Here is a 21,399-nt window from a genome sequence, read left to right as displayed (position 1 = left end):
AAAAGTACAATTAAATGTGAGTAAATCGTTTCAATACATGTTGTTGCAGTTTGGAAAGCTTACCGTAAGCCGGGTTCTGTGCTCTTCGTGGTTCAAACGGGAACTACCCTCCCACCACAAGCGACAATCATCTATCTAGGCCATACATTGCTGCACAGCTCAAGCGACCAACCTAGACACACCTCGGGCTAAGGCTGCCTCCTCCGAAGAGTCGGCTGTGTCCCATTAGGTCTTGCTCCAGATGGGGTTTACCAGGAACGAAGTCACCAGCGTTCCTCGGGGTCTCTTACACCTCGGTTCCATCCTTGCCTGTACCGGAAAATCCGGCCATCGGCGGTCCATTTCTGTGGCACTATCCTTCAACTCGCGCTGACTGGACGTTATCCAGCATCCTGCCCTGTGGAGCCCGGACTTTCCTCTCGTGGCAACAAGGCCACCAGCGATTGTCTGTCAAGCTTTCCGAACAACATTACATAGTATACAGGCATTTGAGTTTACAAACAAGCTTAATATTACTGGAAACGGGTGATCCCGACATAACTACATAAACTGGAATACTTCCGTATTGACCTCCGAAGCCGTCACTTGCGTCTCATACCGCTTGTCTGTCAATCGCGAACGCAGCCAGTCCGCTGTTTTAGGTTTCATGATCTTCTCGGCATTATGCCCAGCATCTATAATGCACATGCCAGCCATCAGCGCATCATGAGCGGTGTGATAATCAATATCTCCCGTTATGATGACATCGGCCCCTTTGAAACGCGCGGTCAGGGTATAACGGCTTCCCGAACCGCCAAGGACTGCCGCTTTTTTGATCTGCCGGTTCAGATCCCCTACTACACGAACGTATGGCACGTTTAATTGGGCCTTCACGACTTCTACCAGCTCACCCAGTGTCTTTGGTTCCTTGAGGGGTCCCAGACGCCCCAGACCGAGTGTACGGCCTTTTAAATCCATTGCATACAGGTCATAGGCCACTTCTTCATAGGGGTGAGCCTTCAGCATGGCCTGTACAACTTTGCTCCGCAGGCTCTGCGGTACAATGGTCTCAATACGCATCTCTTCCACACGCTCCAGCTGGCCCTGTTCACCAATAAAAGGCTGTGTTCCCTCTCCTGGTACAAAGGTTCCTGTTCCTTCGGTATTGAAGCTGCATTTGCTGTATTGGCCAATACTTCCGGCTCCAGCTTCCAGAATGGCCTGAAGCACCTGTTCATGATGCGTGCGCGGGACGAATACAGCCAGCTTGTACAGATGGTCTGTATGTACATCTTCCAGTGACTCTTTACTCTCAATGCCAATCGCTTCAGCCATCCAATCATTCATGCCGCCTTCGGCCACATCCAGATTCGTGTGACTGATATATACGGCAATATCATGCTTGATCAGCTTCTCATACAATTTGCCCATCGGTGTATCCGTATTGAACGATTTTACCGGCCGGAAAATAATAGCATGGTGTGCAATAATGAGATTGGCACCGATTCGAATAGCTTCCTCTACAACTTCATCCGTCACATCAAGAGCAATAAGAACGTGATTTATCTCTTTTTGCAAACTGCCCAGCTGCAGTCCAATCCGATCATCGGGTACAGCGAGGTGTTTGGGAGCCAGCTGCTCCATCAATTGAATTACCGTTTGACCTTTGGCAAACATTCGAGCACCTCCTTCAGGTTTGCAATCAGACGTTCCACCTCAGCAGCCTTTTCACGGGAAGAGTCCTGGTCCGATTTTGAGATGGACTGCACAACACCCCTAAGCTTAACGATCTCACTTTCCCATTTCGCAAAAAATACGTCTGTGGGTCTGTCCACCAGATATGGACCCATACGCAGCAATAGATCTTGTGTAAGAACGACTCCACCTTCAAGCGGACGGGCGAGGTACACTTCCTCATTCGCAATTGGACTGGATGCCTGCGGCATGGCTGTAATAATCTCATAGATCTTTCCATCTTCCTCAAGCAATCGCTCTGCCACAACCACCCATTGATGATCCAGCAGCCAGCGTCTGAGGATGTCCTCACCCACATTAGGTTGAAGGATAAGCATCTTCACTTCTTCCAGTTTGGAAAGGCCGCGGTCCAGTATGGAAGCAATCAATGCTCCACCCATTCCCGCAATCGTAATGACATCTACCTCTCCTGCAGAGACGACTTCAAGCCCGTCTCCACGACGAACGGTAATTTGCTCCTGCAGCCCTGCATCACTTACCTGTTTGCGCGCGGCCTCGTAGGGTCCCGGGTTAACTTCTCCGGCCACAGCACTTGCAGCCTTCCCACTGCGAACGGCAGCCACGGGCAGCAGTGCATGATCTGAGCCTATATCGGCTATACGACTGCCCTCGGGAATTTGATCATGTATTTGTTGTAATCGATTCGAAAGTTTCATGAAGCACCTGCACATTCATTTAATTTATTGATTTGCATTGGACAACGAAAAGCGATAAAATGAAATCCAATCAAACATTTCAAGGATTAATTACCAAAACCAAGCAATTAAGACATTCCATTTAAAAATAAAGGAGACCTCGCCGCCGCCTAAGCGGCTTGCGAAAAGTCTCCCGTAGTTCTGTTATTCGAGGAAATCCTTAAGCCGTTTGCTGCGGCTTGGGTGGCGCAGTTTGCGAAGAGCCTTAGCTTCGATCTGACGAATACGCTCACGCGTAACTCCAAAGACCTTGCCCACTTCTTCCAGCGTTCTCGTCCGTCCGTCGTCCAGACCAAAACGAAGGCGAAGTACATTCTCTTCACGCTCTGTCAACGTATCCAGTACGTCTTCAAGCTGTTCTTTCAGCAATTCATAGGCAGCAGCATCTGCTGGAGCCAAAGCCTCCTGATCCTCGATAAAATCGCCCAGATGGGAATCATCCTCTTCACCAATCGGTGTTTCGAGGGAAACCGGTTCCTGTGCAATCTTCGTGATCTCACGCACTTTCTCCACACTCAGATCCATTTCAGCTGCAATTTCTTCTGGCGTTGGTTCGCGTCCAAGTTCTTGCAACAACTGACGGGATACCCGGATCAGTTTATTTATCGTTTCGACCATGTGCACCGGAATACGAATGGTACGTGCCTGATCGGCTATCGCACGTGTGATGGCTTGACGAATCCACCAAGTCGCATAGGTACTGAACTTATACCCTTTTTTGTGGTCAAACTTCTCTACGGCCTTAATCAGACCCATATTTCCTTCCTGAATCAGGTCAAGGAACAGCATGCCGCGTCCCACATATCGCTTGGCGATACTGACAACGAGCCTAAGGTTGGCTTCTGCCAGTCGGCGCTTCGCTTCTTCATCCCCGTTTTCAATCCGTTTAGCGAGCTCCACTTCATCATCCGCGGACAGCAAAGGTACACGACCAATTTCCTTCAGATACATCCGGACTGGGTCATTGATTTTGATACCCGGAGGCAAGCTCAGATCATCATCAAAGTGGAACTCATCGTCTCCCTCTCTGCTGTTGTTTTCTGAGTCATCATTAGGACGAAGCGTAACCTCTTCATCATTTTCGTTTACCACGTCGATACCCAGATCACTTAATTGTTCGTAAAACTCATCCATTTGCTCAGCATCCTGCTCAAACGGGGAGAGTTTCTCAATAATTTCCTTGTAGTTCAATGAAGCTCTTTTTTTGCCTGATTCAATCAGTTGATCCTTAACCTGATCCAGCGTCAATTCTGTTTCTAGTTCAGTATGCTGATCATTCGCCATAACTCGACTCCCTCCTCCCTAGAAACATCCAACACACGGACATTTACTGTCTCTCTAGGGCAATCATTTCAATTGCGATTTGTGCCGCTCGTACAAAATCACCTGCACGCTCTGCAGCAATCATTTCTTCCTTTTTTAGATCGTACTCTTTTTTGCGCGGATATTTCAGCACTTCCCTGATACAATCATCGAGTATCTGAACGTTCCATTCACCCGGGCCATCCATCATTGAGATTGAGCTGACGGTTTTCTCCAATCGATCATCATGCAATGAGGACATAAAACGGCTTGTATCCGGCGATTTGCCTTGCGCATAATAGGCATATAGATAAGCAGCAATAGCTGCATGATCATCCAAGTTAAAAGCTTCACCAAGATGCTCATTCACATACTGTGCAGCCTCGTCATCCTGAAGCATCCAGGCAAGCAATTTGCGCTCAGCAGCATGGTAAGCCGGCAACAGATTGGGTGTAGGCACCTGCCTATTTTGTTGCCTACCATTATTCCACCTTTTCGGGTTATTATCCCCATACTGCTCGTTATTTTTCATGGACTGGCGCTCTTCATTACACTCCTGCTTCAGTGTCTCAAATGATACATCCACTTCAGCAGCCAGTTCACGCAAATACACTTCGCGTTCCGTAGGGGAAGATAAAGGCGCGATTAGCTTTACCGCTTCCTTGGAATAGGCGATCAGACCGCCGCCTTCTAGCAGTATATGGTTTTTTTTAAGGTTTATAAGCTTAAATTTTGTTGTGGTCACAGCACCCTCTACAATCTGGTTGCGAAACCGTTCACCACCGTACTTCCGAATAAAATCATCCGGATCAAGTCCTTCGGGTATAAGAGCCACCTTAACCTGCAGCCCGGCTTCTTCCAGAATGGGGAAGTTCTTAAGTGCAGCGGCCTGCCCTGCTCGGTCACCGTCATAACAGATAATGACTTCGTCGCACATGCCCTTGAGCATAAGCGCCTGATTCTCGGTCAGCGCTGTACCCATGGCCGCTACTCCGTTCTGGATCTCTTGATCCCAAGCGGAGATCACGTCGCCGTAGCCTTCAAACAAAATAGCTTGTCTTTGTTTGCGAATTGCATTTTTGGCCTGATGCAGATTGTAGAGAACTCGGCTTTTGTTGAATAACCGGGTTTCCGGTGAATTTAGGTACTTCGGCTGCCCGTCTCCCAAAATGCGGCCTGCAAATGCAATCGGTTTGCCGCTTCTGCCATTAATCGGGAACATAACCCTGTCTCGGAAGCGGTCCACATAGCCCTGACCTTCACTCCGCTGCGACAGAAGACCGCCCTTTTCCATCTCTTCAAGTGGGAAGTTGCGCTTCTCCAGAAATTGCACCAACGTGTCCCAACGATTCGGCGCATATCCAATCTGGAACTGGTCAATCAGCTTGTCGCTAAAGCCCCGCGAGCGTAAATACTCCATGGCTGCTTTTCCATGCTCTGTATTTTTCAATAAGAAATGATACAGCTTTGCAGTTAGCTCATACGCCTCCAGCAGACGTTCGGTCTCCGGATTTACATGAGCGGATTCACGCCCTTGCCAGTCCCCCATCGAGATGTGACTTTCTTCCGCCATCGTCTTGACAGCCTCGGGAAAGGATAACCCTTCGATTTCCATCCTGAATTTGATGGCATTTCCACCCGTGCCGCAACCGTAGCAGTAGAAAATTTGTTTCTCTGGTGTAACTGTAAACGAAGGCGTCTTCTCGGAATGAAAAGGGCAGAGGCCTTTCATGTATTTCCCCTGCTTGGTCAGATGCACAAATCGGCTCACCGTATCGACAATATCATGCTGCTGTAACACCGATTCAATAATGCTTTCGGGTATACCGCCTTGTCCGGTACTCATCTCTGGCCACCTTCATCTCTTTCAGCACGTAAATATAATTCGCTAAACTTACACATTCTCCTGCAAATCTTTCAAAAGTTTTGTCAGTTTATGTTGAAAAATTTCCCGATCCTGCTCTGTGAAAGGCTTTGGACCCTTCCCATAATGCCCTCTTTTCCGTGCTTTGGCAGCAGTATGCCGGGAATCGAGCATAAAATCAATGTCACGATCATTAAATTCGCGACCACGAAATGATAAAACATAACAACGTTTGCCAAGCGCGAGTGCTGCCAGTCCATAATCCTGTGTAATGACGATATCACAGGGCTTGATATGGTTGGCGATGTACAGATCCGCGCTCTGATCACTGCGGTCCACCTGCACGGTACGCACCCCTTCTCCTCCCTGAAGCAAATGATCAAAGGAAGATACTAACAATACGGGGATATCAAAACGGCGGGCCGTTTCTGCAATCTCGGCTTTCACCGGACAAGCATCTCCGTCCACAACAATCTGGCGTACATTCAACTCACTCAACCTCAGGATCACCCGGCTTCATAAAATAGCTGCATATTGTTATATACGACTTCCGCCAGCGAAATTCCTTCTGACCAGTCAAGGTAAATCAAAGGCTAAAATACGGAACGGCTGTTAAAAATAAAATTTCACAACCTGTTCCGTATATTTATACCCTCATATATCCTTCTTTAATACTGAATTTGAAGTGTATGCTCTAACCCGTCAGTGCCGGGATATTATACTAACACCAATTTGGAGAAATCGGCAAATCCTTTCAAGTCACGATCGATAGCTGCGAGCAGAGCCAAGCGATTGGCACGGACTGCTTCATCTTCGGCCATAACCATTACGGAATCGAAGAATGATGTTATGGCTTCCTTCCAAGCTGATGCAATCGCCAGCGCTTCCGCTGCATCGTGCTGCGACAAGGCTTTGAGATATTCCTCATTGGTTCTATTCCAAGCTTCATGCAGCTGCTTCTCTCCCTCTTCGGTAAACAGTTCAGGATGAACAGAAGCATTCGACGCTTTGGCAGCTAGGTTACCCACCCGGTTGAAAGATTCCACTGTTGTTTTGAACGCATCACCGGTTTGAACAGCAGCCATCAAGGCCTCGCCTTTTGGAACAATGGCACTAATATCATCGAATCCGGCAGAGATCACGGCATCAACTACATCATAACGAACGGTCTCGGACAACAGTTTTTTCACACGAAGACCGAAGAAGTCCTGCAAATCTTTACGAACCTCTTCATCTGCACGTTTCAAAAGGTTCATCTGAGCATGTACCTGAAGCGCAACCCCGAACACATCCGAGAGAGTCAGTGGAAGCTGATGATCCAGCAAGATTTGTACAATACCCGCGGCCTGACGACGAAGTGCATATGGATCCTGGGATCCAGTCGGGATGATATTGATGGAGAAACAGCCCACGATGGTATCCATTTTATCTGCAGCACTTACAATCGCACCTACGAGTGAAGCAGGAGATTGGTCTCCGGCAAAGCGCGGCTGATAGTGTTCAAATACCGCTTTGGCCACTTCTTCCTTCTCGCCTGCCTTGCGAGCGTAATCCTCACCCATGACACCTTGCAATTCAGGGAATTCACCAACCATCAGTGTAACCAGGTCAAACTTGCAGATATCTGCAGAGCGGCTCACCGATTCGGCAACGTCAGCAGAAACCTGCAGCTTGGATGCGAGACCGTCCGCAATTTTGCGAATGCGACGCACCTTGTCACCAACGGTACCCAGCTCCTCTTGAAAGACAATGCTCTCCAGTTTGGACAATGCGTCCTTAATCTCGAGCTTCTGGTCTTCTTCGTAGAAGAACTTGGCGTCGGAAAGGCGGGCACGCAGTACTTTTTCGTTACCTTTGGCGATGACATCAAGTGAATCACTGCCACCGTTACGAACGGTTACAAAGTAAGGCAGCAATTGTCCTGCACTATCCAGTACAGGGAAGTAACGCTGATGCTCACGCATCGAAGTAATCAATACTTCCTGAGGGATATTGAGGAATGAAGGATCGAACGTTCCGAACAATACGGTTGGCGTTTCCACCAAAAACAGTACTTCCTCCAGCAAATCTTCCTTGATGGCAATATCCCAATTTTTCTCAGCAGCCAGTGCCTGAATCTGGGAAACAATCATTTGCTCCCGTTCCTTGATATCTGCAATAACATGTTCGGAACGCAGCAATTCGACGTATGAAGCAGGATTCGTAATCACGATCTCCTTACCAAGGAAACGATGTCCCCGAGTTACATTCCCGGATTTCACACCTGCAACTTCAATATCAATAACCTCGCTACCAAGCAGAGCGACAATCCAGCGAATCGGGCGGACAAATTTAAAATCATATGAAGCCCAGCGCATGAATTTAGGGAATGTCATGGCGTGCAGAATCGACAGCAATCCTTCACCGATTACAGATGAAGTCTCTACACCTTTGCTGCTCTTGGTTGCATAGATGTATTCGACTCCGCCGAGTTCCTTAAACGTAAACTGATCCGGATCAACACCTTGACTGCGTGCAAATCCGAGTGCTGCTTTGCTCCAGTTGCCGCTCTCGTCAAGTGCAATTTTACGGGAAGGACCTTTCACTTCTTCTTCTACATCCTCTTGCTTCTCGGCAACATTCTGAATCATGACAGCCAAGCGACGTGGTGTAGCATAAGCGTTTACCTCACCATGTGTTATGCGGGACGCATCCAGCCATTTCACAATACGATCCTGCAGCTGTTCTATCGCTGTGCGCAAGAAACGTGCAGGTACTTCTTCCAGACCAATTTCAAACAACAGATCCTTAGACATGCTCGGCTCCCCCTTTCTTGATCAGCGGGAAGCCAAGCTTCTCGCGCTCTTCCACATATGTTGCAGCCACTTGCCGTGCCAGATTCCGGACACGCGTAATGTAACCGGTACGTTCTGTAACACTGATTGCTCCACGAGCATCCAGCAGGTTAAACGTATGGGAACATTTCAGCACATAGTCATATGCGGGAAATACCAGATTCTGTGCCATAGCCTTATTCGCTTCTTCTTCATGCATGTTGAAGAGGGTAAACAGCATCTTCACATCGGATACTTCAAACGTATATTTGGAGTGTTCAAACTCAGGCTGCAGGAATACATCACCATAGGTAATTCCCTCTACCCATTCCAGATCAAACACATTTTCTTTTTCCTGAATGTAAGAAGCTAGGCGCTCCATACCATACGTAATTTCGACAGCTACCGGGTTCGTCTCAATTCCACCGACTTGCTGGAAGTATGTAAACTGTGTGATTTCCATACCATCGAGCCAGACTTCCCAGCCGAGACCTGCGCAGCCCAGAGAAGGATTCTCCCAGTTGTCTTCAACAAAACGAATATCATGTTTAAGTGGATCAATGCCCAAACGTTTGAGACTTTCCAGGTAAATTTCCTGAATGTTGTCTGGTGAAGGCTTAATAATGACTTGGAACTGATGGTGCTGATACAGACGGTTCGGGTTTTCTCCGTAACGTCCGTCGGAAGGACGACGGGAAGGCTCTACATAAGCTACTTTCCAAGGCTCTGGTCCAAGTGAACGCAAAAAGGTCATCGGGTTCATGGTACCTGCTCCTTTTTCCGTATCATATGGCTGGACAATAATACAGTTGTGCTCGGCCCAGAATTGTTGCAGCGTGAGAATCATCTGCTGAAAATTCATAATCATGCTCCTTTTCAATGAGTTTATTGGCAAGCTGAAAAAACTTCCGATTTGCACAAGCGTCGATCGAAGCCCGACTTAGAACGGACAAAACGCGTTTTGCGAGAGATTCCCGGAATCTATCCACCAGCCTTGCCGGAAAATAATTCCACAATCAAAAAAAGCCCTCGCCCTACGCCTGTTGTCCAGACGTAGGGACGAGAGCTACTCCCGCGGTTCCACCCTACTTGGCTTGTGTACAAAACAGGATAACCTGTTCACGCAAGCCCACTTTTCCGTGTCCATTCATGCTCCCGAGTGCCATTTCACAGACCGATTCAACCCGGCTTGCACCATCCCAGGCTCGCTCAATTATCGTAGTCAAGACCGTTTGGCCTATCTACGAGAATAATAAATCAGGTCCCCTACTCTCTCGTTCAATGCATGTCTCCAAAAGAGAAATTATAGTCCATAATAAATAAAAAAGAGTGCAAAGTCAAGTGAATCTTGTCATACCCAGAAAACACACCTTAAATCCCGTATTTCTCCATCTGATCGAGAAAAGAACGGGATTTTAAATTGAGACCCAGCTGGTGATCCATGAAGGCTCTCATGATCTTCTTCATTTCATCTCTAGTAGCCTCACTGACGGATATGTTGCCCAGTCGCTGCAAATCCAGCTGTGCAAATAACCGCAGTAACCTTAGAGCTTTGGGACTTACAGACAACGCGGGTGGATCAAAGTGTTTACAGGCTCTGCACAGCACACCACCGAGCCTTGGACTTACAAACAACTGTTCATCCGGCCGTTCCTGGCCGCATGAAATGCATTCATCAAGCGACGGGCCGTAGCCCGCCGATTGTAATATTTTCATCTCATAGAGACTGGTAATGACGCTGGGGTCCTTCTCTTCCTTTAACGCCTGAAGACAAGCCTTAAGCTGCTTGAACCAGAAAGCACCTGTTTCCTCATCCTGCAGGACCCGATCCAGCAGTTCACATGCATAGGATGCATAAGCTGCTTTAACCAAATCTTCCCGCAGCTCATGATATGACTCCATGATTTCGCCCGCATTTAGTGTCCCCAGGCCCGTGTTACGGAAATATACGTATTGACCGTACGTAAACGGCTGCACCAGCGCAGCATGTCGGCTTTTGGGCTTTTTGGCACCACGGACGAGTACGCCTACTTTTCCACCACTTTCGGTGCAAAGCGTAATAATTTTGTTTCCCTCGCCGTAGTCCATGCTGCGGATGACAATCCCTTCCACCCTGTATAGCATGCCTCGTCACCTAACCATTCCCGAATCAGCCAATTAACCCTCGGCTTCTTCATCTTCTATCACTTCCCCTGCAGTATCAGACTCCTGTCCTGTTGGCGCACAAGCCTCGGTATACAACAAATAGGACTCCACATCCCCCGTCATTGCAAAAACCTTCCACGAAAAATCTCGCATCAGAATTTCATCCTCTCTTCGGAAATGACGTCTGCATCTACCAGTTAGGATGGAGTCTTGCAAGGTAAACTATGTGTTGCAATTAATGGATACTTGTTCGATTAAACGTCACGGTGGAAGCCGAGATCACGTAGAACGCGGTCCTGATTTCTCCAATCCTTTTTCACCTTAACCCACAGATCCATAAAGATTTTCGAACCGAGCAGGTTCTGAATATCCGTACGCGCACGTTTACCAACTTCTTTTAACAACGCTCCCTGTTTACCAATGATAATCCCTTTTTGAGAGTCACGCTCTACAAAAATAACGGCCGAAATGTATACTACCCCGTTGTCCTGAACCTTCATATCCTCGATGGTTACAGCAATGGAATGTGGGACTTCTTCCCGGGTCATTTGCAGAATCTTCTCCCGAATCAGCTCCGCACAAACGAACTGTTCCGGGTGGTCTGTAACCTGATCTTCCGGGTAGTATTGCGGTCCTTCCGGCAAATACTTGCCGATCTGATCGAGCAGTGTACTTACATTGCTGCCGAGCTTGGCAGAGACCGGTACGATTTCTGCGAAATCATGCAGCTTGCGATACTCCTCAATAAGCGGCAGCAGCGCTTCCGGTTCAATTTTATCAATTTTGTTCATCACCAAAATGACAGGAGTCCGAACATTTTTCAGTTGTTCTGCGATGTAACGGTCACCACCGCCCATTCCTTCGGAAGCGTCAATCAGGAACAGAGCTGCTTCCACTTCCCCGAGTGTATTCAAGGCAGTCTGGTTCATATAGTCACCCAGCTTGGATTGCCGTTTGTGAATACCCGGTGTGTCCAAAAAGACAACTTGCTTGTCTTCGGATGTGTAAACGCCGTGTATTTTATTACGAGTGGTTTGTGGCTTGTCTGACATAATGGCTATTTTTTGGCCAATAACCTGGTTCATCAAAGTCGATTTACCAACGTTAGGACGTCCAACAATAGCTACAAAACCCGATTTAAATGCTTTTTTCTTCATATGTTCCTCCTCAGGCGCCTAGGCCTGGAATAGTTTATTTTTTGGCAAAATCCAAATCTGACGGACCAAAAGCCCAAGGCAGCAGCTCGGCAACCGTCGTTTCCTGCAGGTCACCATTCAAGTTGCCCATGATGACTTTCATATCCGGCTCACACAGCTCAACCATAACCTGGCGACACACGCCACATGGCGCGATTGGACCTTCCGTATCTCCTACAACGGCAATGGCCTTGAAACTGCGAGGCTGCTGCCCCCCTGCGATCGCACTGAAAAGTGCTGTTCGCTCCGCGCAGTTGCTTGGTGTATAGGCAGCATTCTCAATATTGCATCCATGATGCACATTGCCTTCGCTATCGAGCAGAGCTGCTCCTACGCCAAAATGGGAATAAGGTGTGTACGCTTTGGCACGTGCCTTAATGGCTTCTTGCATGAGCTGTTGATTATCCATAATCCAAATCTCTCCCTCAGGTTATCACTAAAATAAACTTCTTGTTATAGCAGGCTTATCAGAAACCAAGCCAATGTAAAACCGGTTTGAAGAACACCATACATCCGATGACTACAGCGAACACCGCCGCCAGCAAAACTGCGCCAGCCGCGGTGTCTTTCGCCGCTTTTGCAAGCGGATGAATATGCGGATGTGCCAGATCTACCGCTGCCTCTACAGCCGTATTCATTAATTCGGTCACCAGCACCAGAAAGATGGCTGTCAGCACAAACATCCAGTCTGTCCTCGAAATCCCGAAGATAAATCCTGCCGAACACATGATGACGGCTACTCCCGAATGAACCCTTACATTTCGCTGTGTCCGAAAACCGTATACGATTCCTTCTGCCGCATTGCGGAACACCAGACTCCAGGAGCGCCTTTTCATTATCGTGTCAACCCGGCCTGGGCGAGTACAGCTTCCTGTTTGCCCATCATTTCGGCTTCACTTGCTTCGTCCTGATGATCATATCCGAGCAGGTGCAGGAAACCGTGCACAAACAGGAAACCCAGCTCACGTTCAAATGAATGCCCGTATTCTTCACTTTGCAGGATCGTACGAGGAACGGAGATAATGATGTCACCGAGAACATCTGGCATCTCCTCCATCTCTTCATCCTCATCCAGTTCGTAGATGATGTCCAGTTCCTCATCCATGGTTTCATTCATGGCAAATGACAGCACATCTGTCGGACGATCGATTCCGCGGTAATCGCGGTTCAGCTCATGAATCTGAGCATCATCCACAAATGTGAGAGCAACTTCTCCATCGGCCACGCCTTCAGCTTCTCCTGCCAGGTTCAGCAATTGCTCCAGCATTGCAATCATCTGTTCAGTAATTTCTTTATCCTGTTGATCATTATTCCATGCCAGGTTAAGACTCATTCTTTCATAACTCCTGTCTGCTCATATTAGTAAGTCAACCTGCTTCAGGTGAGGTCGGCTTCGGTTTTTTGATCTCTTCCGGGTATTCAATCCGGGAGTGGAAAATTCCCATTACCGTCTCTTTCAAGGTCTTTGCTACGATATCCAATTCACGCATGGTGAGATCACAATCGTTAAACTGATGATCATCGAGACGCCCCTTGATAATCTTCTCAATCATGGATTCCACTTGTTCCACAGTCGGTTTGCGTAGGGATCGAACTGCTGCTTCAACGCTGTCTGCTATCCCCACGATAGCCGATTCCTTGGATTGGGCTTTTGGACCTGGATAACGGAAATCTTCTTCTGTAAAGTCAGGCTCCACTCCCGCTTCCTCGGCTTGACGCAGCGCTTTGTGATAGAAGTAATGGAGGAAGGTTGTCCCGTGATGCTGCTCCGCAATATCCCGGATCGGTTTCGGGAGCTTGTAATCCTTCTGCATTTCCACACCGTCCCGTGCGTGCGCAACGATAATTGATTTGCTCAATTTGGGATCAATGGAATCATGAGGGTTCTCCATATTGTTCTGATTTTCAATGAAATATATCGGTCTCTTGGTCTTGCCAATATCATGGTAATACGAACCTACTCGGCAGAGCAGACCATTCGCTCCAATAGCCTCGGCCGCGGCCTCCGACAGGTTTCCTACCATGACACTGTGATGATATGTGCCCGGTGTTTCCGTCAGCAGTTTTCGCAATAACGGGTGGTTCGGGTTGGACAGCTCCACCAGCTTCAGTGCTGATAGTATACCAAACGATGTTTCGAAAAACGGCATAAGCCCAATAACGAGAATCGCTGTTAATACACCACCTGCAAAAGCAAATCCAACGCCGTACAGCGTTGTAGTACGGTTCCAATCCCCCGTATCAATCAATGACAGTGTAAAGACGGCAATTGAACCAAACAGGCAGACCATGATGGCCCCCTTTAAGATGGTGGATCGCTGGCTTGCCCGGTATGTCGCGAATATAGCAACAAAAGACACCAGCACCGCAAAGAAGCCAAGCTCAAAATCAAAAATCTGACCTTGATGTGTATTCAGGATGATGCTTGACAACATGCCAATGATGATCGAGCAAACGAAAGCAAGCGATGTATCCAGCAATAAGGCAATTAACATCGCGCCCACTGCAACTGGTGCAAGGAAGCCGACATATGACTTGTCTGCTGTCTGGATGAATGCCGTTACATGCATAAGCACAATCGTAATAATGAAAATGAGTACAAGCATCAGCAGCTGTGCATTATTATATTTGAAATGCGTTCCGCTGAATTGCTGAATATACATCAGAATTGCTGCCGACAGCAGACAAGACAGCATGAGAAGACCCAGCTGCGGCCAGTAGTTCACTTCGTTTTTCAACAAATCATTTTCATCAAGAAGCGCGTACATTTCGGGGGTTATCATTTCGCCCTTGGCAACCAGTGTATCACCTTGCTTGATATAGACGGTCTGTGTATTTTCACGAGCCTGTACCTTGGCTTCCTTAGTCCCCTCTTCATCATAGAAACGGTTGGACATTACTACAAGGCGGGCGAGCTCTTGAACAACCTCACGCTGCGTACGCTTACTAAGGGAACTTACACTTACCATTTCGGCAACTTTTGCCCTTGCTGTCGTAGCATCACTGATCTGATCCGTCATCAATCTGGACACGATATCCCGTCCAACGGACTTCATCTCCTGGATATCCTCCGAGGTCAAGCGAGATATCTTGATATAGGTTTCTTCCGGAATTCGGTAGCTTTGCTCCTGCACCACGTTTCTGATCTCTTCCAAAAGAGTTTCGGAATATGTACCCGCTTTCCGATTGTTATTGATAAAGTTGGACACAAAATCCTTCTGCCGCTGCGGAATCTCATCACGATAGATATCAATCTTGTCCTGACTGGAAATCTGGTCATCCTGATTCAAACGGTCAATACGGTCCAGCAGGGTGGTCATCAAATTTTCGTTTCGCAGCTGCACAATTTGATAGATCGGCTGTACACGCTCAGCAGCTTCTTCCTGAGCTTTCAGCGTTGCCTTCGTGTTTGGAATCTGCATGGGCGCAGCAATATCCACTTCGCTTCGTGTGCCTTCCTGAATGTCATACCGCTCGGGAAGCAGCTTGGAGGCCAGACTGAAGTAGAAGAGAATCACCAGAAACAAAAACAGAAGATAGCGTGCCCACACGCTATACTTCCATCCTGTGGTTCTATTCTGAAAAGATTTGCCTTTTGACAGTTCCTTCGAGGTCACTTTAGACAATCCCTTCTATTCTTGATTTTCTGCGGCGTGGTTGTATGCAACGATAATTTTTTGGACGAGGGAATGACGTACAACATCTTGCTCGGCAAAATAGACAAATCCAATTTCTTCAACTTCGCTGAGTATCGTTTTTGCTTCCACCAGTCCAGACTTTTTGCCGCGAGGTAAATCAATTTGCGTTACGTCTCCGGTAATGACCATTTTGGAACCAAAACCAAGACGGGTCAAAAACATCTTCATCTGTTCCGGCGTCGTATTCTGGGCTTCGTCCAAAATAATGAACGAGTCATCGAGTGTACGCCCCCTCATATATGCCAGTGGCGCAATTTCGATCAAACCGCGCTCCAGTGCCTTGGCCGTTTGCTCTTGTCCCATTACGTCATACAAGGCGTCGTACAAAGGCCGCAGATAAGGGTCAACCTTTTCCTGCAGGTCTCCAGGCAAGAAGCCCAGGCTCTCGCCCGCTTCGACAGCAGGCCGTGTAAGCACGATGCGCTTGACGCTGCCTTCCTTGAGTGCTGCAACCGCCAGTACAACGGCCAGATAGGTTTTACCCGTACCGGCTGGACCGATGCCGAATACAACATCACGTTTTTTAATTGTCGTAACATAGTGCTTCTGTCCAATGGTTTTAACACGAATCGGTTTGCCACGGTAAGTCGTCGTAATTTCACCCTTGAACAGATCAAGCAGCTGGTCTGCACGCAGATCCTTGGCCAGTTCAATGGCATAGCTGACGTCTCGTTCGGTTAGCACATACCCGTTTCGCACCAATTGCAGTAACACATCGAATAATTGTTCCAGCGATTCCACATTCTTTGTATTGCCGTGAATCACAATTTCCGCTTCGCGTGAAGCGATCTGGGCGGGAATCTCGGATTCAATCAGTTTCAGAAAAATATCTTGGGGTCCAAAAAGAGATTGACCCTCTCCCGCACTCTGGAGGGAGATTCGTATGCTGCGTGTTTGTTCTGACAAATAGCCTCATTCTCCTTGACTATGGACTAACGGAAGTTCTTCCGCAATGCTTTCTTCCACTTCAAATAATACTTTCATATAAACTTTACCATTCTCTTTCTTCTCATGCAAAATTTTTTCACTTAAAATTTTCGTTCCTTTGCCATTTTTGGCGATAATATCGTTTCTGGCTCCCTCCAGCCCTTTCGTTCGGGCCCACTCCACCGTCTTTTGTTCCTCTTGCTGGGTGGTCTCCATATCGGTCTCAGTCAACCATCCCATCGGAAGCGTGAAGGATCGCCACGTCAGCGGCTTATGATCACTCGCCGTATTGAAGGAACTGAAAGGCGTCTTCCCATATCCCCAGAGCTGAACAGCCCAATCCCCAAGCACAACATAAAAACGTTCCTTACTCTCTCCTGTCATGGTATTATGCTTCTGCACGAGAGGCACTTCCACCTCATATTCACGCCATACGAGTCCACGAACCTCGCCTTTGGCCACAACATTCTCCGTATTCTCTTCATCACCCAAAATACCCGATATTAATACCTGACCTTTCTTAACACGCGTATCCTTCTGTACGACAGGACGCCCCTGTTCTGCATATATCTGAGTAACGACTGCATCCGATTTGCTCACCAAGTGCCTTGGATTCAGCAGCGGTTCACGCTGAGGCTGTGCAGACTCTACAACCTGAATGGTAATGGTTGTCCCCTCTTTGCTCACGCCGATCCAGGTTACGTCGGGAAGTGCCAAAGCCAGCTGTCTGGAAAGCTTGTCCTGACTCTGGAGCCTGAACCCCCACTGGAAAGGATATATCCCTTCTTTTTTGGCTGCAGCAAGCACCACATCGGTGGGGATCTTCACATTCCCCTTCACCTCAACATTCCAGACCATTGATGATAATGCAAACATGGCAATCACGAAAAGCACCATACCCCCAAGGAAGAACTTTCTTTTCATTAATCTGGCCATAAAAAAAGGAATCCCGCTGCGTTCCGTCACCTTCACCCTGCAGCCTGTCCGCTTCAACAAAGGACGCAGCCTAAAAAAATGCGGCAGCAGAATATTCATCTCTGCCTTGCGTCCATCATGGGCACGCAGGTTCCACACTTCCAGTCCCTGCTCTGCCACCATGTTGATCAGCGCTTCGATGTCTCCCCCAGTGACCGTTATTCGGACTGCACCTCGCAGTTTGTACAGACTGGGCTGTTTCATCCGTTTCCCTCCGCTCCATTCATATGTATATCCAGAATTGTTCCTTCCACCGCCACTTCATCCGGCAAAATATTGCGAATCATCAGATCAACGCCTTTAATCTCGAGCTGACCCTGGGTCAATGCCAGAACAATGCGATTCGGCGTAAAATGGATCACACCGCGATGATTTTCGATATACAATTGCTTGCTGCCGATCAGGGTTAACCGTGGCATATCATAAAGCACGTCCTGCGGCAAATCCAGCACCTCACTGGTCCATCTGCGCAGCTTGCGGCTGATCCGGGTCATACGAAGGTCTTCCCCCTTCCTCTACAGTTCAACTTATGCGGAGAAACATGATTTTATGAAAACTACAGCTTCTGTTAGATCATTAATTCTTTAAAAAGGAGCACAACAAAAAAAGCCGTCTCTGGCATATTGCTCACCAGAGACGGCTCTATTCCCGTCCAATAGCTTGACTTGCTACAGTTTCCCTCGCGTACCGAACGGTTGCTTGGAACGGGGAGAACCCAGTACTTCTGCCCATAATACACCCGTGCGAATATCCGCCGGTCGGAGCGGAGACGCTCCCGATTCATCGGTGCTGGACTCATCCCAGCCGGAGTCAGACACAACGGGTCTATTTGCAGAAGAAATGCGATTCAATCGCTCTTCAATCAAGCGCTGCTGTTGTTCCATTCCTCTCATCTGTTCCTCTAGTGAATTTTCCATGGCGCTCATAGAGCCCTCACTTCTGTAGTCACTTGCGGGGCGAGAAGATGCAGCAGGTTCCGAATAAGGCTGATCATAACGATCTTCATATTGCTCTTCGTCATATCGATCGTCATACTGTTCATCATAACGGGGATCTGCTGGTCCGGAAGACTGCTGTGGAGATGAGTTGTCTCTCGAGCGATCATCCCGTTCTGAATTACCGCTGCCTCCAAATGTAGGCATCCCGTTGCCAGGACGCTTTTTGTTCGGATCAGCCGATTTGGCGGCTTTTCCCAAGAAAGAGAAGAGCGCAAAACCGATGACGGCCACTATATACAGATTATCAAAAATCCATTCAAATAGGCCCATATGCACTCACCGCCTATCTTCCGTTTTTGGAATCACCCTGATCATTGGAATTCGAACCTTCACCAGGTTTTCCCAAAGTATTGCGCATTTGAGTATCAGCCTCAATATTTTTCAGGTTCATGTAGTCCATAACCCCGATTTTACCGCTACGAAGTGCTTCGGACATCGCCAAAGGTACTTGGGATTCAGATTCAACCACACGCGCTCTCATTTCCACTACTCGTGCCTTCATCTCTTGCTCTTGGGCTACAGCCATTGCGCGACGTTCTTCCGCTTTCGCCTGAGCGATGCGTTTGTCAGCCTCAGCCTGCTCGGTTTGCAGGAACGCACCAATGTTCTTACCTACATCCACGTCCGCAATATCGATGGACAGGATTTCAAAAGCTGTACCGGCGTCCAGACCTTTGGACAATACAGTACGGGAGATCAGATCCGGATTTTCCAGAACGTCTTTGTGGGAATTCGAGGAACCGTTTGTACTTACGATACCTTCACCGACACGGGCAATGATCGTCTCTTCACCGGCACCACCGACGAGACGGTCGATATTGGCCCGAACTGTAACCCGTGCTCTAACCTTAACTTCAATACCATCTTTGGCTACCGCAGATACAATTGGTGTCTCGATGACACGCGGATTAACACTCATTTGTACAGCCTGCAATACATCACGACCTGCGAGGTCAATCGCTGCAGCACGTTCGAATTCCAGTGGAATGTTTGCACGCTGAGCAGCAATCAGAGCGTTTACTACACGGTCAACGTTACCACCCGCCAGGAAGTGACTCTCCAGTTGGTTCATTGAAAGCTGAAGACCGGCTTTGGTTGCTTTAATCATTGGATTTACGATTCGGCTAGGTGTTACACGTCTGAGTCTCATCGCTACTAGTGTAATAATTCCGACACGTACACCGGATGCAATGGCCGAGATCCAGAGCATTACTGGGAAAAAGCTGAAGAATACGCTCAATACGATAATGGCAACTACCGCAACGAGCAAAACCGTAATCAAGGTTGGTTCCATAGTCAAAATTCCTCCATTTGCACTTTAATTTTGTAAAAAATCATCTTAAAAGATTAAAAGATTATGCTGCTAATTTTAGAAAAACACCATTCGGCAAGCAGCACTGCCTTATGGTTATGTACACTGCCGAAGCCCATCAGAACTCCGGCAAAACAAGCGTCTTACACTGGCAAAGCTTGTTGGACCACAATCCGGGTGCCTTCGGCTTTAACCACAATAATCGGTGTATCAACTGGAATAAAGTCCCCGTCCGAAACCACATCGACCCGTTCCCCATTAAATATTGCTGTTCCAGAAGGACGAAGTGGAGTCAGGCTGATCCCTTGGAGACCAATCAGTTCTTTACGTTCTGTGGCAGATGAATAACCTCGATCGGCAGACAATCTGTCACTGAGTATAAATCGATTCCATATGCCTCTGTCTTTAAACAGTATCACCACGATGGCTATAACCACCAGCGCTGCTCCGAAAGCAATTCCCAGTGATACAAATGCATCACTTGTGTCATAAGCCGCACGCACGACACCAGCAACAAGCGCAATGGATCCCAGTATGCCCAGGATACCAAAGCTTGGAATGAACATCTCCAGAATCATCATGATGAGTCCAACCGTAAACAGCACCCATGTCTCTGCTCCTGCAAATCCAGCAATGTAGTTCCCTGAGAAATAGAGGACAAAACAAACAATCCCCACAATACCAGGCACTCCGAATCCGGGCACAATCAGTTCAATGATTACACCTGCAATTCCCAGGAACAAAAGAATAGTCATCACCACAGGATTCGTCAGAAAAGAAGATATGTTCTCTGCTGCAGTTCTCTCCACAGTAAATACATCGTCCTGACCATAACCCAGCCATGCTGCTGCCTCTTCCGGAGTTGAGCTGATGTGGTCCGCATATCCCACTTTCAGCGCCTCCTCGGCTGATAAGGCAATAATTTCACCCTTTTGCTTCGTTTTGTTGATCTTCGGCATCTCCACAACCATGTTGACATCTGTCATTCCGGCAGCAATATTGCCATCACGGCCGCCTTGTTCAGCCGCTCCCTGCATTTTGCTCTTCCAGAATGCAACCAGCTTCGGATCATCCACATGCTTACCCGTGCTGTCCACCATCGCTGCCGCACCAATCATACTTCCTGGCGACATTACGATCTTATCTGCATTCAAGGCCAGAAAACTTCCAGCCGAAGCAGCATCTCCGCGGACAAAAGCAACGGTCTGAACAGGACTTTCCTTAATCAGGGTACCCAGCTCTTCCGCCGTATCGACCCGTCCTCCCGGTGTATTGATATCGAGAACAATCAGGCCAGCATTCATCGATTCAGCTTCCTTGAAGCCACGCTCCATAAACTTGCCTAGCCCCTGCTCGATTGGTTTATCAACCGGAATAATATATACGGCGCCGCTCTTTTCAGCTGCATGTGCAGACGGCGATCCAACCCACAGAGGAAGCAGCAACGTTAGCAGCATCATGAGCAACAATGGCCCCGCAAGCCTCTTCCGGCGCTTTCCCTTCACAATAATCCCCCCTTTTCCATTATTGTTATACTGTCCAGCTTATGGTATTTATTACGTACAATGCAACATTTCGTTTCAAAATCTTAAAATTATATTTGAAAGCCAGAGGAATTGCAAGATATTAAATCTAATTTTATGTATAATAACCATTTTAAAGTAAATTTTTTGTCTGTTTTGAAAATTGTACTGTTTCTTTATCCTTTACATCGAATTCTCCCATGCTAAATCTAATGAA

The 21,399-nt window shown here is 47.8% G+C and carries 21 protein-coding genes and 1 other RNA gene; all 22 read right to left on the bottom strand.

Annotated elements, in window-relative coordinates:
- Nucleotides 1-50: 50 nt before the first annotated feature.
- Nucleotides 51-459: RNase P RNA component class A (gene rnpB / locus PIL01S_RS12090), an RNA gene on the bottom strand.
- Nucleotides 460-540: 81 nt separating this feature from the next.
- Nucleotides 541-1,656 carry a Nif3-like dinuclear metal center hexameric protein gene (locus tag PIL01S_RS12085; RefSeq protein ID WP_127537758.1) on the bottom strand — a complete coding sequence of 372 codons (1,116 nt, stop codon included), beginning with the start codon at nucleotides 1,654-1,656 and terminating at the stop codon, nucleotides 541-543.
- Entirely contained in the window at nucleotides 1,632-2,390 is a 759-nt protein-coding gene (locus PIL01S_RS12080; protein ID WP_127537757.1) for a tRNA (adenine(22)-N(1))-methyltransferase, read from the bottom strand. Before PIL01S_RS12080 ends, PIL01S_RS12085 begins: the two co-directional genes overlap by 25 nt.
- Nucleotides 2,391-2,573: 183 nt before the next feature.
- Complete coding sequence (gene rpoD / locus PIL01S_RS12075; RefSeq protein WP_095289908.1) at nucleotides 2,574-3,713, bottom strand: RNA polymerase sigma factor RpoD; 1,140 nt, start codon at nucleotides 3,711-3,713, stop codon at nucleotides 2,574-2,576.
- A 43-nt stretch (nucleotides 3,714-3,756) separates the two neighbouring features.
- Nucleotides 3,757-5,577, bottom strand: a complete 1,821-nt coding sequence (dnaG, locus tag PIL01S_RS12070; RefSeq protein WP_127537756.1) for a DNA primase — start codon at nucleotides 5,575-5,577, stop codon at nucleotides 3,757-3,759.
- A gap of 48 nt (nucleotides 5,578-5,625) precedes the next feature.
- Entirely contained in the window at nucleotides 5,626-6,093 is a 468-nt protein-coding gene (locus PIL01S_RS12065) for a YaiI/YqxD family protein (RefSeq protein WP_371859954.1), read from the bottom strand.
- A gap of 218 nt (nucleotides 6,094-6,311) precedes the next feature.
- A complete protein-coding gene (gene glyS, locus PIL01S_RS12060) occupies nucleotides 6,312-8,390 on the bottom strand; it encodes a glycine--tRNA ligase subunit beta (RefSeq protein WP_127537755.1) in 2,079 nt (692 codons plus the stop codon).
- Nucleotides 8,383-9,270, bottom strand: a complete 888-nt coding sequence (gene glyQ / locus PIL01S_RS12055) for a glycine--tRNA ligase subunit alpha (protein WP_095289904.1) — start codon at nucleotides 9,268-9,270, stop codon at nucleotides 8,383-8,385. Before glyQ ends, glyS begins: the two co-directional genes overlap by 8 nt.
- Nucleotides 9,271-9,493: 223 nt before the next feature.
- Nucleotides 9,494-9,634 (bottom strand): hypothetical protein, encoded by a 141-nt coding sequence (locus tag PIL01S_RS29485; protein ID WP_164764225.1) that lies wholly within the window; start codon nucleotides 9,632-9,634, stop codon nucleotides 9,494-9,496.
- Between the two features lie 145 nt (nucleotides 9,635-9,779).
- Nucleotides 9,780-10,532: a DNA repair protein RecO gene (recO, locus tag PIL01S_RS12050; protein WP_095359490.1), complete on the bottom strand. Its 753-nt coding sequence runs from the start codon at nucleotides 10,530-10,532 to the stop codon at nucleotides 9,780-9,782.
- A 33-nt stretch (nucleotides 10,533-10,565) separates the two neighbouring features.
- Complete coding sequence (locus PIL01S_RS12045; protein WP_095359491.1) at nucleotides 10,566-10,706, bottom strand: YqzL family protein; 141 nt, start codon at nucleotides 10,704-10,706, stop codon at nucleotides 10,566-10,568.
- Nucleotides 10,707-10,807: 101 nt separating this feature from the next.
- Nucleotides 10,808-11,710, bottom strand: coding sequence for a GTPase Era (gene era, locus PIL01S_RS12040; protein ID WP_095289897.1), 903 nt, complete (start codon nucleotides 11,708-11,710; stop codon nucleotides 10,808-10,810).
- A 34-nt stretch (nucleotides 11,711-11,744) separates the two neighbouring features.
- Entirely contained in the window at nucleotides 11,745-12,158 is a 414-nt protein-coding gene (locus PIL01S_RS12035) for a cytidine deaminase (RefSeq protein ID WP_095359493.1), read from the bottom strand.
- Nucleotides 12,159-12,216: 58 nt separating this feature from the next.
- Nucleotides 12,217-12,585: a diacylglycerol kinase family protein gene (locus PIL01S_RS12030; protein ID WP_095289893.1), complete on the bottom strand. Its 369-nt coding sequence runs from the start codon at nucleotides 12,583-12,585 to the stop codon at nucleotides 12,217-12,219.
- Nucleotides 12,585-13,082, bottom strand: a complete 498-nt coding sequence (gene ybeY / locus PIL01S_RS12025; RefSeq protein ID WP_095289891.1) for an rRNA maturation RNase YbeY — start codon at nucleotides 13,080-13,082, stop codon at nucleotides 12,585-12,587. The genes PIL01S_RS12030 and ybeY overlap by 1 nt, the downstream gene beginning before the upstream one ends.
- Nucleotides 13,083-13,116: 34 nt before the next feature.
- Nucleotides 13,117-15,366 (bottom strand): HD family phosphohydrolase, encoded by a 2,250-nt coding sequence (locus tag PIL01S_RS12020; RefSeq protein ID WP_127537754.1) that lies wholly within the window; start codon nucleotides 15,364-15,366, stop codon nucleotides 13,117-13,119.
- 15 nt (nucleotides 15,367-15,381) lie between these two features.
- Nucleotides 15,382-16,353 carry a PhoH family protein gene (locus tag PIL01S_RS12015; RefSeq protein ID WP_095289887.1) on the bottom strand — a complete coding sequence of 324 codons (972 nt, stop codon included), beginning with the start codon at nucleotides 16,351-16,353 and terminating at the stop codon, nucleotides 15,382-15,384.
- 6 nt (nucleotides 16,354-16,359) lie between these two features.
- A complete protein-coding gene (gene yqfD, locus PIL01S_RS12010; RefSeq protein ID WP_127537753.1) occupies nucleotides 16,360-17,553 on the bottom strand; it encodes a sporulation protein YqfD in 1,194 nt (397 codons plus the stop codon).
- A complete protein-coding gene (gene yqfC / locus PIL01S_RS12005; protein WP_095289883.1) occupies nucleotides 17,550-17,843 on the bottom strand; it encodes a sporulation protein YqfC in 294 nt (97 codons plus the stop codon). The genes yqfD and yqfC overlap by 4 nt, the downstream gene beginning before the upstream one ends.
- Nucleotides 17,844-18,017: 174 nt before the next feature.
- Nucleotides 18,018-18,617: a hypothetical protein gene (locus PIL01S_RS12000; RefSeq protein ID WP_127537752.1), complete on the bottom strand. Its 600-nt coding sequence runs from the start codon at nucleotides 18,615-18,617 to the stop codon at nucleotides 18,018-18,020.
- A gap of 13 nt (nucleotides 18,618-18,630) precedes the next feature.
- Nucleotides 18,631-19,641 carry a flotillin-like protein FloA gene (floA, locus tag PIL01S_RS11995; RefSeq protein ID WP_095359498.1) on the bottom strand — a complete coding sequence of 337 codons (1,011 nt, stop codon included), beginning with the start codon at nucleotides 19,639-19,641 and terminating at the stop codon, nucleotides 18,631-18,633.
- 161 nt (nucleotides 19,642-19,802) lie between these two features.
- Entirely contained in the window at nucleotides 19,803-21,119 is a 1,317-nt protein-coding gene (locus PIL01S_RS11990; RefSeq protein WP_127537980.1) for an NfeD family protein, read from the bottom strand.
- Between the last annotated feature and the right edge of the window lie 280 nt (nucleotides 21,120-21,399).

The sequence above is a fragment of the Paenibacillus illinoisensis NBRC 15959 genome, from assembly GCF_004000925.1.
In the GTDB taxonomy this organism is placed as follows: Bacteria; Bacillota; Bacilli; order Paenibacillales; family Paenibacillaceae; genus Paenibacillus; species Paenibacillus illinoisensis.
The sequence above is the reverse complement of the archived record's forward strand: the minus strand, read 5'-3'. Positions and strand labels throughout refer to the sequence as shown.